The organism is Streptococcus sp. 2018162 (assembly GCF_019754175.1).
In the GTDB taxonomy this organism is placed as follows: Bacteria; Bacillota; Bacilli; order Lactobacillales; family Streptococcaceae; genus Streptococcus; species Streptococcus hashimotonensis.
Map to the genome: position 1 here is coordinate 27,633 of NZ_JAIJZP010000004.1, position 19,536 is coordinate 47,168.

Consider the following 19,536-nt stretch of genomic DNA (forward strand, 5'->3'; position numbering starts at 1 on the left):
AACCTCCTTATTTGAAACTATTATATCACGTTTTAGGTAAATTTTTTGCTATAATGAAGGTATGAAAACCTATCAGAAAATATATCTCCTTTTAAAAGAGAAAGAGGATTATGTCAGCGGAGAAGATTTGGCACAGGAATTGGGCATTTCACGGACATCCATTTGGAAGGCCATTCGCCAGTTAGAAACACATGGTTTAACTATTGAGGCTGCCCGTAATCGTGGCTATAGATTAGCCGAAGGCGATTTACTCCTACCCGAATTAATCTCTCAGGAGCTTCAACTACCTGTCCATCTGAATACGGATAGCGACTCCACCCAGCTAGATGCCAAACAAGGTATTGAATCAGGTCATACTAGTCCTACCCTATATCTAGCTCCCTATCAGAATAAAGCCAAGGGACGATTTGGGAGACCCTTTTATGCCTCCAAATCAGGTGGTATTTATATGTCGCTTCGTCTCTCTCCCAATGTTCCATTTCTAGAATTCAAGCCCTACACCATTTTAGCTGCAGCAGCTGTTGTGAAGGCCATTCAATCTCTTTGCGACTTGGACGTCCAAATCAAGTGGGTCAATGACATCTATCTCGGACACAAAAAGGTCGCTGGCATCCTCACTGAGGCTATCTCTTCTATGGAAAACCAACGGGTAACCGATGTCATTATCGGTGTCGGCATCAATGTCCGCATAGACGATTTCCCTAAGGAATTACAACAATCTGCCGGAAATCTTTTCGAGGAACAACCACCATTTACCCGCAACCAACTCATTACTGCCATCTGGAAAGCCTTCTTAGAAACCGATGAGAAGGAACTAATTGCCCTTTACAAAGAAAAATCACTTGTCGTTGGCCAACAAGTGAGCTTTGTAGAAAATCAAGTTGAATTTAAGGGGACTGCCATCGCTGTTACTGATACAGGAAACCTGGTTATCCAGTTAGATAACGGCAAAGCAAAAATTATCTCCAGCGGAGAAATCAGCCTTACTTCTTGGTCTGCTTCTCCACCAAACGAATAAATTTAGTCACCTTGTAAGCAAAATGAAGATTCCGATAGGCGATAAAGGCGTAGATACCTGCAATCAAGAAATCTCCTGTCAAAATTGATGTATTCATAAAATAAACAGCTAAAATAGTTGTAATGGCTAAAAAAAGAAATTGTGGAAGTTTCATAAAATAGATTATACCAAAAATTCAGTCAACTGGCTGAATTTTTATATGCTTTCTTGATAGGTTTCGATTCTTTTCTAAACAAGAAAACACCAACTAAATCAGTCAGTGTTTCTTAAGGAGATATGAAAAATATTTAGGATTGAATATAGTATAAAATATCTATCAAAACTATTCATCAGTCTTAGGGCTGATATTTTTTAATCATTCAAAATCTCTACTGAGTCCGCTAGAAAGCCAAATTCTTCTGGAACTGGACTGGCTTCTTTTTCGATTTCTTGTGTCTTTTGCCCCTTGGCCTTGGCTGAAAATTCAGCACGAATACTTACCCAATCTTCCTGAGCAATAGCTAAAATCTGTGGCGAAAAACCTGCAGCCTTGCTGAGAATATTTCCAAACATGGTATTGAGATTGTCACGCTTCATAGTCTGTTCAGCATTAAGCGGAGAATCAAAGGCTAGAATCGCGTGATTTTCATTTGCAGCGACTGGTTGAGAACCAACAAGCAAGGCACGATCTGCTCCTGATAAACTCTCAATAATTTCTCCCCAAGCATTCTGCAAGCGAGTCAAATTTTCACGCGCCAAGGTTGGATTTTCCATAGCTTCCTGCAAAATAGCATGAACCTTGCTGGTATCCAATCGGTACTTCTTCGGAGCCTGCGGCTTGCGTGAAACTGGCTTAGCAGCACTTGGTTGACTAGATAATTGACCTAGTTGTTTCTGTAAATCCGCAACTTGTTGTTGCAGACTGGCTAGTTGCCCCAGTAAATCAGCTGGCAGCTCTGCCATTGCCCCCGAAGGAGAACTATCTTCAGCCAAACGAATGGTCATCATTTCAGCGTAAATCTTCGGTTGAGGACTGGACTTGATGTCCGCCAAACCCCTGGTCACCGTCTCAATCATGGTAAAAATCCGTGCCTGCTCAAGAGCTAGATTTTCTGAAAAACCTGTTGTTAAATGCGTATCCTCACCACCCGTCTGCACGATAAGGACATCTCTCAAATAGTGCAAAAGATCTGTCGCAAAACGGCTCATACTCTTTCCTTGGTCAAACAAGGTTTGTAGATGCTGGAGAGCTGTGACACTATCCCCTTGACGCAGACTTGCCACATAATCATCCAAGGCACGCAAGCTGATAGAACCCGTAATTTCCTCAGCAATTTCCAAGGTCACTTGCTGGTCCTGACTAAGGCTGAGAGCCTGATCCAAAATAGATAGGGCATCCCGCATCCCCCCTTCTGCCCGACGCGCAATGATCGTCAGAGCCTGCTCGTCAAAGATTAGCCCTTCCTTGGTCAAAATTGCAGCCAAGTGCTCCTGAATGTCCGTCACCTTGATGGACTTAAATTCAAATCGTTGCACCCTTGACAGAATGGTAGCAGGAATCTTATGCAATTCCGTCGTTGCTAGAATAAAGACCACATTTTCAGTCGGCTCTTCCAAGGTCTTCAAGAGGGCGTTGAAGGCACCAGTAGACAGCATGTGGACCTCGTCGATGATATAGACCTTATAGGTCGCAAGACTAGGTGCATAGGTCGATTTATCACGAATATCACGAATTTCATCCACACCATTGTTGGAAGCAGCATCAATCTCAATCACATCTTCCAAACTACCTTCCGTAATCGCTTGACAAATATAACAGTCGTTACAAGGTTCACCATCAACCTGATTGGGGCAATTCATGGCCTTGGCAAAAATTTTCGCAGCTGATGTCTTACCCGTACCACGAGGACCTGAAAAGAGGTAGGCATGGCTAATTTTCCCCTGCTCAATAGCTTGCTTGAGCGTGGTTGCAACCACCTCCTGCCCCACCATCTCCCCAAAGGTCTGGCTTCGGTACTTCCTATATAAAGCTTGGTACATTAGCGTTTTTCTCCAAACATAGCAAAATTCCAGTCCGTCTTCTCAACCAAGAGAGCAACGAACTTTTCTAGATAGTCTTGGTCAATCGTATCATAATCAGCTACCACTCTCGAATCCAAGTCCAAAACGCCCAATAATTGGTCGTTTTTCACCATTGGCACAACGATTTCTGATAGAGCTGTCGCATCGCAGGAAATATAGTTATCATGTAGACGAACATCGTCTACGAGAATAGTCTGGCGCTTAGCTGCAGCCTCACCGCAGACACCCTTTCCAAGTGCAATATGAACACAGGAAACGCCACCCTGAAAAGGCCCCAAAATCAATTCACTACCATCATACAAGTAAAATCCTGTAAAGACAGAGTTTGGTAGAGCTTGATTGAGCAAAGCAGAAGCATTTGATAGATTGGCTAAAGCATTGGTTTCACCATCAAGAAGAGCTTCCAATTGAGCCAATAATAGTTGATAATTTGAAATTTTTTCTTGTTTTGTCATAGGAACATTATAGCATAGTTAAGCCGACTTTTATAGTCCGAGCGATAAAGAAAAAGGCTTGCGCCTATTTCCACATCCAGTACATAATCACTGCATCAATCAATACCCCTATAGCCCAGGCTAGTTGAAAATACTTTTTCTGTGTCTTATGCCGAAAATGGGTTCCACCTGCCCAGGCACCCAGCCCGCCACCAAAATAGGACATGAGTAATAAGGTCTTTTCTGAAATCCGATAGGCGTTCTTTCTTGCCTTTCCTTTATCCATACCATAGGTAATGAAGACAACTAAATTCCAAACTACTAGCGCCATACTAACCATCTGTTTGATTGACATACATTCCTCCAATTAAGTCACATTTCTTCTTACTCTAACATAATCCAAAACAGGACACAAGGAAAAACGATTCGGAAATCCGAATCGTTACATTTCTGCCAGTGTATCCTCTAACCATTTGAGCTGGGCACGGTTGCGTTCAATAGCACGTGTCAAAATCAAATAGTGTCCATAATTGTCTTGGATACTTTCCTTGGTTGAGAACAGCTCAACTTTACGACTGTCTAGGTGTTTTAAGTGCTTGGTGACTAGTTCAATTTGACTCTGCAACAAACCAGGAATCCGTGGGTCATCCTTTTCACGGATAAAAAACATCTTGATTGAAAACAAGTCTTTTTGCTGAGGCGTTTCTTCATTTGGAATGGATAGCCATTCGTCTAAAATCTGACGACCAGTAGCCGTCATCGCATACTGCTTTTCCTTTTCATTTCCAGGTACTGCATGACAAGTAATCAATTCTTCCTTGGTCATACGTTTTAATTCTGGATAGACTTGGCTATGGGCAACCTGCCAAAATTCGCCTAAATCACGTTGAACATAGTCGGTAATCTGTTTGCCAGTTACCATCTGACCGCTAGCACCCATAATCCCTAATATGATATGAGGTAATATTCTTTGCTTCGGCATCTTAACCACGCTCTCTTAATATACTCTCCACCTTGGTGTTAATCAAGTCGATGGCTACAACGTTGCTGACGCCTTCAGGAATGACGATATCTGCATAGCGCTTGGTTGGCTCGATAAACTGGTGATACATTGGTTTCACCACCGAGGTGTACTGCTCAATGATACTATCTAAGCTACGGCCACGCTCTTCCATGTCTCTCTTAATGCGGCGAATGATACGAATATCGTCATCAGTATCGACGAATATCTTAATATCCATTAAATCCCGCAACCGTTTGTCTTCCAATACTAAAATACCTTCCACAATAAATACATCCTGTGGTTCCTGACGATAGGTCTTCTCTGAACGTGTGTGCTGAGTGTAATCATAAATCGGAATATCCACTGAACGTCCTGCTAATAGCTCACTGATATGGTAAATCATCAAATCCGTATCAAAAGCCAGTGGATGGTCATAATTGGTCAGTATCCGTTCTTCAAAGGTCAGGTGGGACTGATTCTTATAATAAGAATCGTGTTCAATCATAGATATACGAGCATTTGGGAAATTATCCAGAATGGCACGTGACACACTTGTCTTGCCACCCCCAGATCCGCCGGTTACGCCAATAATAATGGGTTTCTGAGTCATCATCATCTCCTTCTATTTTCAATACTATTTTACCATGAAACATGGTATAATGAAAAGGATAACACAAAAGAAATGAGAATTTATGCTTAATTTTGGTATTGTTGGCACCTCAGACATCTCTCATCGTTTTATAGAGGCGGCCCATTTAAGTGGACATTATCAGCTACAGGCTGTTTTCTCCCGTAAACTAGAAACTGCTGCTGCCTTTTCAGAGCAGTATGAAGGAGTCGATTTATACACAGAATGGGTAAAATTTCTTTCTGCTCCCATTGATGTTGTCTATATTGCCAGTCCAAATGCCCTGCACTTTGAACAGGCAAAAGCTGTTCTAGCTGCTGGTAAACATGCTATTGTTGAGAAACCCATGGTTTCTACACCTCAGGAATTAGGACAATTGCGTCGCGTTGCCCAAGAAAATAATGTTTTCCTCTTTGAGGCTGCTCGAAACTATCACGAACAAGCTCAAACCATTATCCGTGAATTTTTGACGGATAAAACGATTTTGGGTGGTTCATTTGGGTATGCCAAGTATTCTTCTAAGATGCCTGAATTGTTGGCTGGGCAAATGCCAAATATCTTTTCAACTGATTTTTCCGGTGGTGCTCTCATGGATTTAGGTGTCTATACGCTCTACGCCGCTATCGGCATTTTGGGAACCCCCAGAACGGCCCGCTATGTAGCACAACAGCTACCTTCTAGTATTGACTTAAATGGTTCGGGACAACTCATTTATGACAACTATATCGTCCACATTCAGGCAGGAAAAAATATTACGAGCAATCTAGCGAGCGAAATCTATACAAATGATGGAACACTAACACTCAACGCATGTCAGCATATCAGCTCTGCTATTTTCACAAAACATGACGGAGAGCAAATTGTTTTACCAATCCAAGCGGCCCAGCACCCTATGTTCGAAGAAGCACTAGAAATTGCACAGGCAATCAAGCAACAAAACCGCGAGCTTGTGGACCAGTGGTTGGCTGTGGCAGAAAGCGTCCATCAAACACTTTACACCATGCGTCAAGACGCAGGAATAATCTTTAAGGCGGATAACAATGAAATCTAAATTTCCCTCCAGCTGGACGGACCAGCTTACCCTACTTGGCTTTGAGGACTTTACTCCTATCCAAGTCCAGGCCTTTGAGCCTATTACAAACGGCAAGTCCCTTCTAGCTATCAGCCCAACAGGCACAGGAAAAACCCTTGCCTACCTCTGGCCTAGCCTATTAGCCCTAACTCCTAAAAAAGCCCAACAATTGCTCATCCTCGCACCAAATACAGAGCTGGCCGGCCAAATTTTTGATGTTTGTAAGACTTGGTCGGAGACAATTGGGTTGACTGCTCAACTATTCTTATCTGGTTCCAGTCAAAAACGCCAGATTGAGCGACTAAAAAAAGGACCAGAAATCCTGATTGGAACACCTGGTCGTATTTTCGAGTTGATTAAATTGAAAAAAATCAAGATGATGAATATTAACACCATCATCCTAGATGAATTTGATCAGCTATTCTCCGATTCTCAATATCAGTTTGTCGAAAAGATTATCAACTACGTACCTCGTGACCACCAGTTAATCTACATGAGTGCAACAGCTAAATTTGACCGTCAAAAAATTGCTGAAGGCATTGAAAGCATTGATTTATCTGAGCAGAAATTGGATAATATCCAGCATTGCTATATGATGGTAGATAAGCGTGAACGTTTGGAAACTCTACGTAAGTTTGCCAATATCCCTGATTTTCGTGCTCTTGCATTTTTTAACAGCCTATCAGACCTTGGTGCAAGCGAAGATAAACTACTCTATAATGGTGTGAATGCAGTTTCATTGGCTTCGGATGTCAACGTAAAATTCCGCAAGGTCATCATCGAACGTTTCAAAAATCACGAACTCAATCTTCTACTTGCTACAGATATGGTCGCACGTGGTATCGATATTGATAACTTAGAATGTGTCCTCAACTTTGAAGTTCCTTTTGACCAAGAAGCCTACACTCATCGTTCTGGACGTACTGGACGCATGGGCAAGGAGGGACTTGTCATTACCCTAGTATCTAGTCCTAGCGAATTAAAACAATTGAAAAAGTATGCCTCCGTCCAAGAAGTCATTCTCAAAAATCAAGAGCTCTACAAAATATAATGAACAATATACAAAAGGCTTAGAACCAGTGTTTCTACTAACATGATTCTAAGCCTTTTATCATTCTTACCGGGCTGGACCAGATAATTCTTGTGAATAATAGATTAATTGAGGATTGAGAGGACTGGCGAGTAAGTCTGTTACAGTAACCATATTGTAGCCCTCACCTGTTAAGTATTGCAATACAGACTCGAGGCTATCAACTGTTGACTGATGAATATCATGCATTAGGATAATACTTCCTGGACAAGTCTGTTCTTTTATTTCTTTCAAAATGGCTTGGGGATTGCGACTCTTCCAATCTTTAGAATCGACCGACCAATAAATCGATGGAAGTCCCATCTGATTGACAACAGCCTGGTTAACCGAACCATACGGAGGACGAACCATTGTTGGTACAATACCTGTAGCTTCAGCAATAGCTGCCTGTGTATCTTGAATTTCTCTCTGTACTTGCTCCCCAGAAATAGTGACTAGATTAGGATGATTCCACGTATGGTTGGCGATGACGTGCCCTTCCGCTACCATTCTACGGAGAATAGCTTCATTCCCAGCTACAGCCTTACCAACAACAAAGAAAGTTGCTTTGGCATTATATTTTTTCAGTAAATCTAAAACTACCGGTGTCGTATTCGGATTTGGTCCATCATCAAAGGTTAGAGCTACCTGTCTCAAATGTTTCTTATCCACAACTTGTGCAGCCATATACTCATCATAGCCAACCTTATCAGCATCTACTAGGTAATCACTCTTCACTACTGGGTACAAATCTGAAATTGGTAGAACCAACTGGTTGATGCCGTAACCATCTGGTAATTGTAAGGTTAATTGGCTGTCTCCATAACTAAAGGAGATAGCATTTAAGTCTAGTGTTTCAAACTTTTTGACAATCGCTTCTACATCAGTCTTTTCCATTCCTTGAGCAAGTAAGGCGTCTCTTAGATGATTAACAATAATACTTGCTGCAGAGGATAAATTAGGTAATAAATCTTCCAGGGTAAACAATTCATTGTCCTGCGTCAACAACACACGCTCAGACGGGAGTTTATCCTGCTTTTTAATTTGCAAGTTGTCTACTTTATAGTGCTCCGCTTGAATTTCACGAGCTGTTACATTTTTAAAATTTGTTTTTCCCTCTATTGACGAAACAAAGACCAGTTTTTGAATTTTTCCTGCTGGTTTTTTATGACCAAAGCGTCTTTGAACATAAGAAATCATTCGACTTTCTACAGTTCCTAAGACTTGACCTGCATCATCTGTAGGTAGGGCAGCCACAACATGGGTCGTATCAATATTCCCCTCTTGAATTTTGCCCTTTCCTTTAGCGAGGATGGTTTGTTGTTTTTCCTCGATAAACTGACTAACCTGTCTTTCTTGAAGTCCTGCAAATAACCATAAAGCCAAACTTACCATCATGCCGAGCAAGGCGATGTTGATTCCCAACCAAAAACTAACTTTTTTCATCTCCAACCTCCCATTCAAAACATATATAAACTATGCTAAATCATTTAAAAGCTCTTGTCAAGACAGTTCTATAAAAACTCATAAAAAGATTAGGTAATACTCTTCGAAAATCAAAATTATCCGTTGTCAAGAGCCTTGATGAGTGAAAAGCTCCAGTGGAGGTTTTCAGCCTGTTACCTTGAAATAAGAAAGTAACAGAGTTCTATCTTCGGCTTCGTTTCCTAGGCTACTTTTGATTTTCATTGAGTATAAATAATTGATTTACTTCCTAATGCCCTCCCTTCTGCCATTTTCTGATTTTTTTCTGAAAAGAAAAAAAGACTGCCTAGGCAATCTTTTCTAAATTAATCTGCACGAATGACTTCCACACGGTAGCCATCTGGATCTGTCACAAAATAATAACGACCTGGACTTCCTGGCAAGCCCTTGATGTCTGTCGTTGGATAGCCCAATGCTTTGTGTTTCGCATTGTCCCCTTCTAAGTCATCCGAAGAAAGAGCTAGATGCGAGAAGCCATCCCCTACGATATAGGGACCATGATCATAATTGTAGGTCAATTCAATCTCAAAGTCATCCCCTTCAAGTGCTAAGTAAACCAAAGTAAACTTGTGCTCTGGATAGTCCTTGCGGCGGGTTTCCTTAAATCCAAATGCTTCTTCATAAAATTTTTGAGATGCTTCTAAGTTCTCAACACGCAAACATGCATGTAGCATTTTTTTACTTGCCATAATAAACTCCTCCTACCTTTTAATACCACCAGTATACCATACTCTCTATGAAAAATCCGATATTCAAAACTAAAAAAGCCTGAGCGAACTCAGGCCTTAAATGAATTATGCTTCCAAGTAGTACTCTTTCACAATGTTCAAGTTTTCATCCAATTCGAATACAAGTGGTGGGAAGTTTGGAATTTCCACATCCATGATTTCGTCATCAGACAATTGTTTGATGTGTTTTACAAGGGCACGGATTGAGTTACCGTGTGCACCTACGAATACGTTTTTACCGTCTTTCAATGCTGGAGCAATTTTATCTTCCCAGAATGGAAGGGCACGCTCAAGCGTTACTTTCAAGTTTTCTGCATCTGGAATAACTGAATCATCAAGGTGTGCATAGCGACGGTCAGTGTGTGCTGAATGCTCATGATCTTTAGCCATTTCTGGTGGCAAAGTATCATAAGAACGACGCCAGATGTGAACTTGCTCATCACCAAATTCAGCAGCTGCTTCAGCTTTGTTCAAGCCAGTCAAACCACCGTAGTGACGTTCGTTCAAACGCCATGATTTTTCAACTGGTACCCACAATTGATCTGCAGCTTCAAGAGCCAAGTTTGTAGTCTTGATAGCACGTTTCAATACAGATGTGAAAGCAAGGTCAAATTCGATACCTGCTTCTTTGATCAATTTACCTGCATCGATTGCTTGTTGTGTACCTTTTTCAGACAAATCAACATCAGCCCAACCAGTGAAAAGGTTAGCTTTGTTCCATTCAGACTCACCATGGCGAGCAAAAACCAATTTTACCATTTATGGATTCTCCTTTAAATTTTGAGGTTCCCCTCTTATACTTCTCTATTTTACACGAAAAGGTAAAAAAATGCCAGCCTTTCCACAATCTGTGTACGCTTTCATTACTCTTTCATGTAAATTCAGTCTCTAGACCTATCTTTCTTCTTAGAAAAAAGACAAAATAATGGTATAATAGTAAGGCTGAACACGACAGTTCAAAACGATACCACTATAGGAGTTATCATGAAAAAAGTAGCTATCGTGTCTGCCTATCGTTCTGCCATCGGCAGTTTCGGAGGTAGTCTGAAAGATATTGAAATCGCTGATTTAGGGGCACAAGTCCTCGAAACAGCCTTAGCTAATAAAAACATCCCTGCAGACAGCGTTGATGAAGTTATCTTCGGAAATGTTCTCTCAGCAGGACAAGGACAAAATATTGCACGTCAAATTGCTATTCGTGCAGGCATTCCTCAGACATCCTCTGCCTATGCAGTCAATAAAGTCTGTGGTTCTGGTCTCAAATCAGTCCTTCTTGCCACACAATCAATCCTTCTCGGTGACAATGATGTAGTTGTGGCTGGAGGCATTGAAATCATGAGCCAGGCACCTTATCTATCCAAAACTAGCCGGTTTGGTAGTAAATTAGGGCATATTAGTCTGGAAGATTCCATGTTAACAGACGGTTTGACAGATGCCTTCAACGACTATCACATGGGCATTACTGCAGAAAATGTTGCTGAACGCTATCAAGTCAGTCGCGCAGAGCAAGATGCTTTTGCATACAGTAGCCAAGAGAAGGCTGCAAAAGCTATTGCTGAGGGAAGATTTGTTGACGAAATTGTTCCTATTAGACTAAAAAACCGGAAAGGCGAAACTATTTTTGCCACAGATGAGTATCCTCGTCTGACACCAATTGAAAAATTGGCAACACTCCGTCCAGCTTTCAAAAAAGATGGAACCGTCACCGCAGCCAATGCTTCTGGCATCAACGACGGCTGTGCTGTCTTGGTACTCATGTCTGATGAAAAAGCCAGTGAGCTAAATATCCAGCCACTCGCCTATATTGAGGCCTATGCAACAAGCGGTTTAGATCCTGCCTATATGGGGTTAGGTCCTATAACAGCTAGTCAAAAAGCCCTTGAAAAAATCGGCAAATCCGTCGAAGATATTGACTTATTTGAACTCAACGAAGCTTTCGCAGCCCAATCAATTCCAGTTGTCAAACAACTCGGCATTAATCCTGCAAAAGTCAATGTCAATGGTGGTGCTATCGCCCTTGGACATCCAATCGGAGCTAGTGGTAGTCGAATCCTAGTCACTCTGATTCACGAATTAATCAAGCAAGAAAAAGAGCTTGGTCTTTGCTCACTTTGTATCGGAGGCGGTCAAGGTATCTCCCTAATCGTTTCCAATGCGCAAACAAGTTAACCTATCATTTGTACACAAAGGATATATTATGAACATCGGTATTGATAAAATCGGATTTGCGGCACCCGATTATGTTTTAGATTTGGCTGATTTAGCCCAAGCCCGCAATGTGGACCCAAATAAATTTAAGATTGGTCTTCTTCAGTCTGAAATGGCTGTAGCTCCTATCACTCAAGATATTATCAGTCTTGGTGCAAAGGCTGCCGAAGCTATTTTGACAGAAGAAGATAAACAAACCATTGACATGGTTATTGTCGGTACAGAATCCAGCGTAGATCAAAGTAAGGCTGCTGCCGTCACCATTCATGGATTACTCGGTATTCAGCCCTTCGCTCGCTCCATCGAGATGAAGGAGGCTTGTTACGGTGCAACGGCTGGACTAAGTCTTGCCAAAAGCCATATCGCTCAATTCCCAGAATCAAAAGTCCTAGTCATTGCTAGTGATATTGCAAAGTATGGAGTTGCTTCTGGCGGTGAACCCACCCAAGGTGCTGGTGCAGTTGCCATGTTGGTAACCGCAAACCCACGAATTTTGGTCCTCAACAATGATAATGTCTGCCAGACACGTGACATCTACGACTTCTGGCGTCCTAACTACGACAAATATCCACGTGTTGATGGTAAATTTTCAACTGAACAGTACACCGATTGCTTGACGACAACTTTCGACTACTATCAACAAAAAACAGGCAAAACCCTCAACGATTTTGCTGCCATGTGCTTACATATTCCTTTCTCCAAACAAGGTCTTAAAGGATTGCAGGCTATCACTCAGGACGCAGAAACATTGGAACGTTTGACAGAGCGTTTCCAAGAAGCAATCGTATATAATAAGGTTGTCGGCAACATCTACACTGGCTCTATCTTCCTCTCCCTCCTTTCCCTTCTGGAAAATAGCAGAGCTTTAGAGACAGGGGATCAAATCCTCTTTTATAGCTATGGTAGCGGCGCTGTCTGTGAAATTTTCAGCGGTCAACTCGTTGAAGGTTATCGCAACCACTTACAAGAAAATCGTTTAGAACAACTCAATCAGCGTACAAAACTCAGCGTTAAGGAATACGAACAAGTCTTCTTTGAAGAAATTACCCTTGATGAAACTGGTTCATCGCTTGACCTACCAGAAGACCAAACTCCCTTTGCCCTTATCAAAGTGGACAATCACAAACGTATCTATCGTAAATAGAAGCCAAAACGGCGCCCTTTGGCTCTCACCAAGGGGCGCTTTTCTATAGAAAGAGGAACCTATGTCAACTTTTTCCGGATTTTATAAAAAATCACGCCAAGAGCGCATTGATATTCTCCGTCAGAATCGTTCCCTATCCGAAGATAGCTTAGACGTTCTATACAAAGACGAAAACCTGCCAGAAGCAATTGCGGGAAAGATGGCAGAAAATCATCTAGGAACGTTTTCCTTACCTTTTTCTGTACTTCCAGAACTTCTAGTGGATGGACAAACTTATTCTGTACCGATGGTTACTGAAGAACCTTCTGTGGTTGCAGCTGCGTCTTTCGGAGCCAAAATCATCGCTAAATCTGGCGGTTTTACAACGACTATTCATAACCGTATCATGATTGGACAAGTTGCGCTCTACGATATTTCGGACCATAGCAGAGCGACACAGGCGATTCTTGACCAGAAGGAGAGTATTTTAGAAACTGCCAATCAAGCACACCCTTCCATTGTCAAACGAGGGGGCGGTGCAAGAGAATTGACTGTTGATAGTAAGGATGAGTTTTTGATTGTCTATCTTCAGGTTGATGTACAAGAAGCCATGGGAGCCAATATCCTCAATAACATGTTAGAAGCGATTAAGGATGATTTAGAAGAGCTCAGCAAGGGACAGGCTTTGATGGGAATCCTCTCCAACTATGCAACGGAGTCACTGGTCATCGCCCAATGCCATATTGCTATCTCTAGTCTGGCTACCAGCTCTGCCATTGCTCAAGAAACTGCTCAAAAAATAGCCCTGGCAGGCAAACTGGCACAAGTGGACCCTTATCGTGCTGCGACACATAACAAAGGGATTTTTAATGGTATAGATGCTGTCGTTATCGCTACAGGAAATGACTGGCGGGCAGTCGAAGCCGGGGCCCATGCTTATGCCAGCCGTGATGGGCAATACAAGGGGCTTTCTACTTGGTCCATTGATGGCGAGCACTTGGTCGGCTCCATCACCCTACCTCTTCCGATCGCCTCCGTCGGTGGCTCTATCGGGCTCAATCCAAAGGTAGCCGTCGCTTTTGACCTTCTCCAACAACCAAAGGCACGCCAATTAGCTTCTATCATCGCTTCTGTCGGTCTCTGTCAGAACTTTGCTGCCCTGCGTGCTCTTGTTACTTCAGGGATTCAGGCTGGTCATATGAAGCTCCAGGCAAAATCCTTAGCGCTACTTGCTGGTGCCGAGGAGCATGAAGTAGACCAACTAGCCCAACTCCTGCGGAAAGAAAAGCACAGCAACCTAGAAACTGCTCAAAACTTATTAGCAAAAATGAGAGAACATTAAAAAGAGGGACTCCCTCTTTTTTAATTTATTATTTGCTCCATACGAACCACTTGTGGTTTCATACCTAAGCGCTCATAGAATCGAACAGCTCCTGTATTATCTGCCCAAACATTCAAGGTAAGGTTGTGGCAACCATGCTCCTTAGCGTAAGAAAGAGCAAATTCATAAAGTTGCTCGCCAATTTTTTGACCACGCGCCGAATTGGCTACACACAAATCATCAATAAACAAGGTTTTAACTGGTTCTAAAACATCGCCTGTTGCGGTAGATAATTCACAAAACAAATGCCCAACCACTTGTCCCTCTAGCTCAAAGACAAAAATAGGCTTATCTGGATTTTCCAAAAGTGCTACTAATTCAGCCTCAGAAAATTTTTGACCTGCACTTTTAAAAATATCTGGTCGTGCCTGGTGATGCACCTGTAAAATATCTTGAAGCAATTCATTTAAAACTGGAATATCAGATTGTCTAGCTTTACGGATTGTCATAAAAAATCTCCCCTTTTTTATTTTTTCTATTATAACACATGTTTATTTTTTAACAAAATAGGTCTACAGACCGATGAAGAATCTGAAAATTCGAGTATACTATAAGTGTATCCTAAAATTTTTCATAAATCTCCTAAAAAATCAGCTGGCCAAGGCTGGTTTTTTTGTTGTCTTAAAACGAGAATGTGTACTGTAGAAAACTACTAATACTCTTCGAAAATCAAAATTAACCGTTGTCAAGAGCCTTGATAAGTGAAAAGCTCCAGTGGAGGTTTTCAGCCTGTTACCTTGAAATAAGAAAGTAACAGAGTTCTATCTTCGGCTTCGTTTCCTAGGCTACTTTTGATTTTCATTGAGTATAAAGCTTCTCCCTCTTTGACGCAAAATGCTTTTGCCCCTTATTTGCCCCAAAACACAGAAAAAAGCCTACTGCACAACGTAGAAACGTTGATACAATAGGCTTTTTCACGTTATTCCTCGCTCTTTTATTTCTAGGCGAGGGATAAAACAGTCTATCCCCAGACTGTTTTATTTTACCGCATCCTTAAGAGCTTTACCAGCTTTGAATGCTGGAACTTTTGAAGCTGCGATTTCGATTTCTTTACCAGTTTGTGGGTTGCGACCTTTACGTGCTGAACGCTCACGAACTTCAAAGTTACCAAAACCGATCAATTGTACTTTTTCACCAGCTGCAAGGTAGTCTGCTACTGCTCCGAATACTGCATCAACAGCTGCTGCTGAGTCTTTTTTAGTCAATGAAGTTGCTTCTGCAACTTTTGCAATCAAATCTTGTTTATTAGCCATTTGCTAAGTCCTCCAATAATTTTCTGAGTTATTACTCACTTCTATATAGTACCGAATTTTAGGCGTTTGGTCAAGTTTTTAACGCTATTTTACTGTCTTTTTCTGTAGATATCAACAATGAATTGGTCGTTGTACAAATCAATCGTATTCGCCTTTCCATACAGACCAAATTTGTTCTTCAGTTCTGTCAGTTGAACCTGTACTTGCGCTTGTTCAGAGTCTATTTTTACAAAGGCAGGTAGTTTATAATTTTTTTGTAAATAGGCTAATACCTCTGCTTTCGGCAAGGATAAACTTCCAGCTGATATTTCTATTATCCGTAACAAAATACTGCCATCTTCCATTTTGCTAGGTTGAAAATAAATATAGAGTGGGATAGTCACACCAAAAATCTGATAGCTGCCTTCAAAAACAACTTGCTGACTCGTTACGAATAATTGATAGGAAAACTCTTCCGTCTGATAATCTTTTAGATAGTTAGTGAGGGTTTGGTTGAGCTGTTCCCTATTAGTGGAGAAGGCCCCAACCTTGGTATCTTCTGTACTAGTCTGAACGAGCTTTGTTAAATCCTCTCTATCTGTTTGAATCCGTGTATAGAGGACTATTCCGCAACCAATCAACAAAGCCAACTGGGCTAAAAATAGCCATTTCCAAATATTAAGGTTCCCAGCTTTCCGTGGTCTCATTCATTCTCTCCAATATCGCTTTTTTCATAATCTCATATCCAGTATTATTGGGATGGAAACTGTCTTCCTCATACAGTAAATTATTGGTAACTTGGCTACCATTTTGACTAATACCAGCTTCCCCTTCCAATCCTTTATAGAGCAAATCATTGATTGGAACAAAGTAGACATGTTGATATTTTTCAGTTATCTGTTCTGTCATAGCATTCCAATTATCAACAATTGTCTGCATTTCTGTCAATTCAGGAAAATTGAGGTAGAGTGGATTGTAAATCCCGACAACATAGATGGGAAGATTTGGATTATTCTTACGCGCTGTCTTAATAATTGTATCCAATCGTTTTCCGTAATCTTTTGCGGGCTTATCAAAAGTTGAAACTTTGAGATTGGCAATGTTTTTAATAATAGCCTTGCGCAAATCGTTGCCACCAACTGTCAGAGTTAACAGATCTGCTGTTTTTAAGTAGCTTATCAGCTCTCCATCTTCCTTCATTCGCTTAAGAATCTGATTACTGGTATTCCCAGAAACTCCGAAATTTTTGTAATCTACTTCATAACCATAATCGTTAGTTAGAGATTGAGCCAACAAGGGAACAAAGCCCCCTTGTCCAGTTGTATCTCCAACACCTTCTGTCAAAGAATCACCAAGTGCCACATATCGAAAACTGATTTTTTCTGATACGGTAAGCTCTTGTCTGGAGATACGAGATGAGGCAACAGGAATGAGTTGATGAAATAGAAAAATCGACCCTAGAATTGCCAGAAAAAAGAAAACAAAGCCTTGAATCAACTTCCTGTTATTCATAACGAATCAAAATAGCCCAGGCATCCTCACCGGTATGAGTTTGAATAATGGAGCCTGTCTCTAAGACAGAAATTTCTTTTGAGACGTACTCTTGTAATTGACTCTTCATTTCATTTGCAAAATCTGCCGTTCCTGAATAGGAAATACCAATCTCGGCTACTTTTTTATCTGCTAGAGTTGCCGTGAACTCTTCCAGCCATTTTTTAAAGGTCTTATTGCCTCGTCCCTTGACAATCGGAGTTAGCTGATGGTCTTTCATTTCCATGATGACACGGATATTGAGTAGGCTACTCAACATCCCTTGAACACGTCCAATACGACCACCCTTGACTAGATTTTCTAGGGTTGATACACCGATGTATAATTCCGTTTTTTCTTTGACTGTTTCAATAGCTGCAAGGATCTCTTCTTTGCTGGCACCAGCTTGTGCCATGCGTGCTGCTTCTACAACTTGGAATTTTTCAGCCTGATCTGTAAAGCTTGAATCAAGTATTGTCACATCAGCACCAGAAAGGGTTGCACCTTGTCTAGCAGCTTCTACTGTCCCTGATAAGGCATGCGACAAGAGAATGGCAATAATCTGACTGCCGTCTTTAGCCAATTCAGCAAAAGTTTCCGCAAAGAGTCCTACTGGGGGCTGACTTGTTTTTGGCAAGTTTTTTGACCCACGCATGAGCTCCAAGAATTCTCCTTCTTTTAAATCGTTGTCAGAGTATACGACTCCGTCAACCATTACAGATAATGGAACAACTGTTATATTTAATTCTTCGACCAAACTGGGTTCGATAGTCGTACTTGAATCCGTAACAATCTTAATCTTTGACATATTTCATCCTACAATTCTCTTCAATTTTGCCATCTATTATAACAAATTTTGACTAAAAAATAAACTTTGGACATAAGCAAAAAGGCTAGTCACCTAACCTTTTTCTACTAATTCTTTTGCTTGATTACGGGCTGCATCTGTGATTTTGTCACCGGCTAACATCTTGGCAATTTCCTCAATACGCTCTTCTTTAGTCAAGAGACGGACACGAGAAACGGTTGAATGTTCGTCGGATATTTTCTCAATAAAGAATTGATAATCTGCAATAGCAATGACTTGTGGTAGATGAGAAATAGCCAATACTTGCCCATATTGTCCGATTTTGTAAATTTTCTGGGCAATTGCCTGGGCCACACGTCCAGATACCCCTGTATCCACCTCATCAAAGACAATAGAAGTTTTACCTTCTTTACGGGCAAAGGCTGACTTAATGGCCAACATCAAGCGAGACAATTCTCCTCCAGAAGCTACCTTAACCAGAGGCTTGAAGTCTTCACCTGGGTTGGTGGAGATGTAAAATTCTACCGTTTCATTTCCTTCTCGATTAAATTTTCCTTTGGTAAATCGAACTTGGAAACGAGCTTTCTCCATATACAAGTCTTGCAATTCTTGGCGGATAATATCTTCTAAAACAACAGCTAATTCATGGCGTGATTGGCTGAGCTGACCTGCTCGTTCAACCAATTCTTTCTCTAAGTTCTTAAGCTGAACTTCCAAATCATTACCAGATAAATCATTGCCTGTCAATAGATTGTATTCTTCACTGATTTTACTAAAATAGTCCAAAACATCATCGACAGTTCCACCATATTTCTTCGTAATGGTATTGAGCAAATCTAGGCGACTTTCCAATTGCAAGAGACGATTGCCATCAAAGTCTAGATTGTCCACCACATCACTGAGACGCTTGGTCACATCTTCAACGACATAATAAGCTTCTGTCAGGCTAGAAGAGAGCTGTTTGTAGTCTGGATCAAATTCTTCCAGACTTTGCAAGTCACTCATAGCTGAGCGTAGGTTGTTCAAGCTTGAAAAATCTTCATTGTCTAATAGTGCATAGGCATTGGTCAGTGTATCTGCAATTTGTTTGTGGTTGAGCAGTTTATCGCGTTCCTGATTGAGTTGAATATCTTCGCCAGACTTCAAGTCTGCTGCTTCGATTTCAGCAATTTGGTATTCCAACATCTCAATCCGCGCCTTGTGTTCTTGCTCATTTTTTTGCTTTTCAAGAACTCGTTTACGAAGACTACGATAGGCATCAAAGGTTGTCTGATAACGGTCTTTAAGACTCCAAAATTCATCTTCTCCGAAACTGTCCAAAAGACGGATATGGTGCTGGGATTTCATCAATTCTTCCTGGTCATGTTGACCATGAATATCTACTAAATATTGCCCAATCTGTTTCAAGACAGATAAATTGACCATTTGTCCATTGACACGGCTAACCGAACGGCCATTTTGTAGGATTTCACGACGGATAATGAGTTCGTCAGCTACTTCAATCCCCTGTTCAAGCAAAATCTGCTCGAGAGCTCTGCTATTTTCAAAGGAAAAAAGCCCTTCAATCTCAGCCTTGGCGGCCCCATGTCTGATAACATCTGTCGTCGCACGCGCCCCTAGCATCAGGTTCATGGCATCAATGATAATGGATTTACCTGCACCTGTTTCACCAGATAGGATGGTCATCCCGTTTTCAAAATTCAGTGATACCTGCTCAATAATGGCGAAGTTTTTAATGGACACTTCTAGTAACATG

Annotated in this window: 21 protein-coding genes; 6 read left to right on the plus strand and 15 right to left on the minus strand. The window is 41.3% G+C overall.

Translation table 11 applies throughout. The features are described 5' to 3' along the window. The first annotated feature begins 61 nt into the window (after nt 1-61). Entirely contained in the window at nt 62-1,018 is a 957-nt protein-coding gene (birA, locus tag K5Q22_RS05090) for a bifunctional biotin--[acetyl-CoA-carboxylase] ligase/biotin operon repressor BirA (protein ID WP_205013786.1), read from the plus strand. Here birA and K5Q22_RS05095 read toward each other — a convergent pair. The 6 genes from K5Q22_RS05095 to udk all read right to left on the minus strand — a co-directional run bounded on the left by K5Q22_RS05095 (nt 984) and on the right by udk (nt 5,126). Beyond that, nucleotides 984-1,172, minus strand: coding sequence for a DUF3272 family protein (locus tag K5Q22_RS05095; protein WP_205013785.1), 189 nt, complete (start codon nt 1,170-1,172; stop codon nt 984-986). The genes birA and K5Q22_RS05095 overlap by 35 nt on opposite strands. 197 nt (nt 1,173-1,369) lie before the next feature. Further along, a complete protein-coding gene (gene dnaX / locus K5Q22_RS05100) occupies nt 1,370-3,037 on the minus strand; it encodes a DNA polymerase III subunit gamma/tau (RefSeq protein ID WP_205013784.1) in 1,668 nt (555 codons plus the stop codon). Further along, nucleotides 3,037-3,534: a GAF domain-containing protein gene (locus tag K5Q22_RS05105; RefSeq protein WP_205013783.1), complete on the minus strand. Its 498-nt coding sequence runs from the start codon at nt 3,532-3,534 to the stop codon at nt 3,037-3,039. The genes dnaX and K5Q22_RS05105 overlap by 1 nt, the downstream gene beginning before the upstream one ends. A 64-nt stretch (nt 3,535-3,598) precedes the next feature. After that, nucleotides 3,599-3,868 (minus strand): DUF1294 domain-containing protein, encoded by a 270-nt coding sequence (locus tag K5Q22_RS05110; RefSeq protein WP_002940218.1) that lies wholly within the window; start codon nt 3,866-3,868, stop codon nt 3,599-3,601. A gap of 87 nt (nt 3,869-3,955) precedes the next feature. Next, the gene (locus K5Q22_RS05115) at nt 3,956-4,495 is read right to left on the minus strand and encodes a PadR family transcriptional regulator (protein WP_024400271.1); all 540 of its coding nucleotides are present in this window, start codon (nt 4,493-4,495) and stop codon (nt 3,956-3,958) included. Nucleotide 4,496: 1 nt separating this feature from the next. Further along, nucleotides 4,497-5,126, minus strand: a complete 630-nt coding sequence (udk, locus tag K5Q22_RS05120; protein ID WP_002936217.1) for a uridine kinase — start codon at nt 5,124-5,126, stop codon at nt 4,497-4,499. Nucleotides 5,127-5,208: 82 nt separating this feature from the next. Between udk and K5Q22_RS05125 the strand changes: the two genes are divergently transcribed. Continuing rightward, the gene (locus K5Q22_RS05125; protein ID WP_205013782.1) at nt 5,209-6,195 is read left to right on the plus strand and encodes a Gfo/Idh/MocA family protein; all 987 of its coding nucleotides are present in this window, start codon (nt 5,209-5,211) and stop codon (nt 6,193-6,195) included. Continuing rightward, the gene (locus K5Q22_RS05130; RefSeq protein ID WP_044751884.1) at nt 6,185-7,267 is read left to right on the plus strand and encodes a DEAD/DEAH box helicase; all 1,083 of its coding nucleotides are present in this window, start codon (nt 6,185-6,187) and stop codon (nt 7,265-7,267) included. Before K5Q22_RS05125 ends, K5Q22_RS05130 begins: the two co-directional genes overlap by 11 nt. A 66-nt stretch (nt 7,268-7,333) precedes the next feature. On the opposite strand, the gene K5Q22_RS05135 is transcribed toward K5Q22_RS05130, so the two are convergent. From K5Q22_RS05135 to K5Q22_RS05145, 3 genes are all read right to left on the minus strand, one after another. Beyond that, on the minus strand, nt 7,334-8,731 hold the full coding sequence (locus K5Q22_RS05135) for a polysaccharide deacetylase family protein (RefSeq protein ID WP_205013780.1): 1,398 nt from the start codon (nt 8,729-8,731) through the stop codon (nt 7,334-7,336). Nucleotides 8,732-9,075: 344 nt separating this feature from the next. Next, nucleotides 9,076-9,459, minus strand: a complete 384-nt coding sequence (locus tag K5Q22_RS05140; protein WP_024385011.1) for a VOC family protein — start codon at nt 9,457-9,459, stop codon at nt 9,076-9,078. 105 nt (nt 9,460-9,564) lie between these two features. Further along, complete coding sequence (locus tag K5Q22_RS05145; RefSeq protein WP_002936226.1) at nt 9,565-10,257, minus strand: phosphoglycerate mutase; 693 nt, start codon at nt 10,255-10,257, stop codon at nt 9,565-9,567. Between the two features lie 225 nt (nt 10,258-10,482). On the opposite strand from K5Q22_RS05145, the gene K5Q22_RS05150 reads away from it, so the two are divergent. The 3 genes from K5Q22_RS05150 (at nt 10,483) to K5Q22_RS05160 (ending at nt 14,171) form a co-directional block, all read left to right on the plus strand. After that, nucleotides 10,483-11,667 carry an acetyl-CoA C-acetyltransferase gene (locus K5Q22_RS05150; protein ID WP_205013771.1) on the plus strand — a complete coding sequence of 395 codons (1,185 nt, stop codon included), beginning with the start codon at nt 10,483-10,485 and terminating at the stop codon, nt 11,665-11,667. A gap of 28 nt (nt 11,668-11,695) precedes the next feature. Further along, on the plus strand, nt 11,696-12,850 hold the full coding sequence (locus tag K5Q22_RS05155; RefSeq protein ID WP_205013769.1) for a hydroxymethylglutaryl-CoA synthase: 1,155 nt from the start codon (nt 11,696-11,698) through the stop codon (nt 12,848-12,850). Between the two features lie 61 nt (nt 12,851-12,911). Next, nucleotides 12,912-14,171, plus strand: coding sequence for a hydroxymethylglutaryl-CoA reductase, degradative (locus K5Q22_RS05160; RefSeq protein ID WP_205013766.1), 1,260 nt, complete (start codon nt 12,912-12,914; stop codon nt 14,169-14,171). 20 nt (nt 14,172-14,191) lie between these two features. Here K5Q22_RS05160 and K5Q22_RS05165 read toward each other — a convergent pair whose 3' ends face one another. From K5Q22_RS05165 to recN, 6 genes are all read right to left on the minus strand, one after another. Next, nucleotides 14,192-14,659 (minus strand): GNAT family N-acetyltransferase, encoded by a 468-nt coding sequence (locus tag K5Q22_RS05165; RefSeq protein ID WP_205013764.1) that lies wholly within the window; start codon nt 14,657-14,659, stop codon nt 14,192-14,194. Nucleotides 14,660-15,187: 528 nt separating this feature from the next. Then, nucleotides 15,188-15,463 (minus strand): HU family DNA-binding protein, encoded by a 276-nt coding sequence (locus K5Q22_RS05170; protein WP_024385016.1) that lies wholly within the window; start codon nt 15,461-15,463, stop codon nt 15,188-15,190. 89 nt (nt 15,464-15,552) lie between these two features. Continuing rightward, nucleotides 15,553-16,149 (minus strand): YpmS family protein, encoded by a 597-nt coding sequence (locus K5Q22_RS05175; protein WP_205013762.1) that lies wholly within the window; start codon nt 16,147-16,149, stop codon nt 15,553-15,555. Then, a complete protein-coding gene (locus K5Q22_RS05180) occupies nt 16,121-16,954 on the minus strand; it encodes an SGNH/GDSL hydrolase family protein (RefSeq protein ID WP_024378958.1) in 834 nt (277 codons plus the stop codon). The genes K5Q22_RS05175 and K5Q22_RS05180 overlap by 29 nt, the downstream gene beginning before the upstream one ends. After that, the gene (locus tag K5Q22_RS05185; protein ID WP_024386337.1) at nt 16,947-17,780 is read right to left on the minus strand and encodes a DegV family protein; all 834 of its coding nucleotides are present in this window, start codon (nt 17,778-17,780) and stop codon (nt 16,947-16,949) included. Before K5Q22_RS05185 ends, K5Q22_RS05180 begins: the two co-directional genes overlap by 8 nt. 93 nt (nt 17,781-17,873) lie before the next feature. Then, nucleotides 17,874-19,535: a DNA repair protein RecN gene (gene recN / locus K5Q22_RS05190; protein WP_205013760.1), complete on the minus strand. Its 1,662-nt coding sequence runs from the start codon at nt 19,533-19,535 to the stop codon at nt 17,874-17,876. Between the last annotated feature and the right edge of the window lies 1 nt (nt 19,536).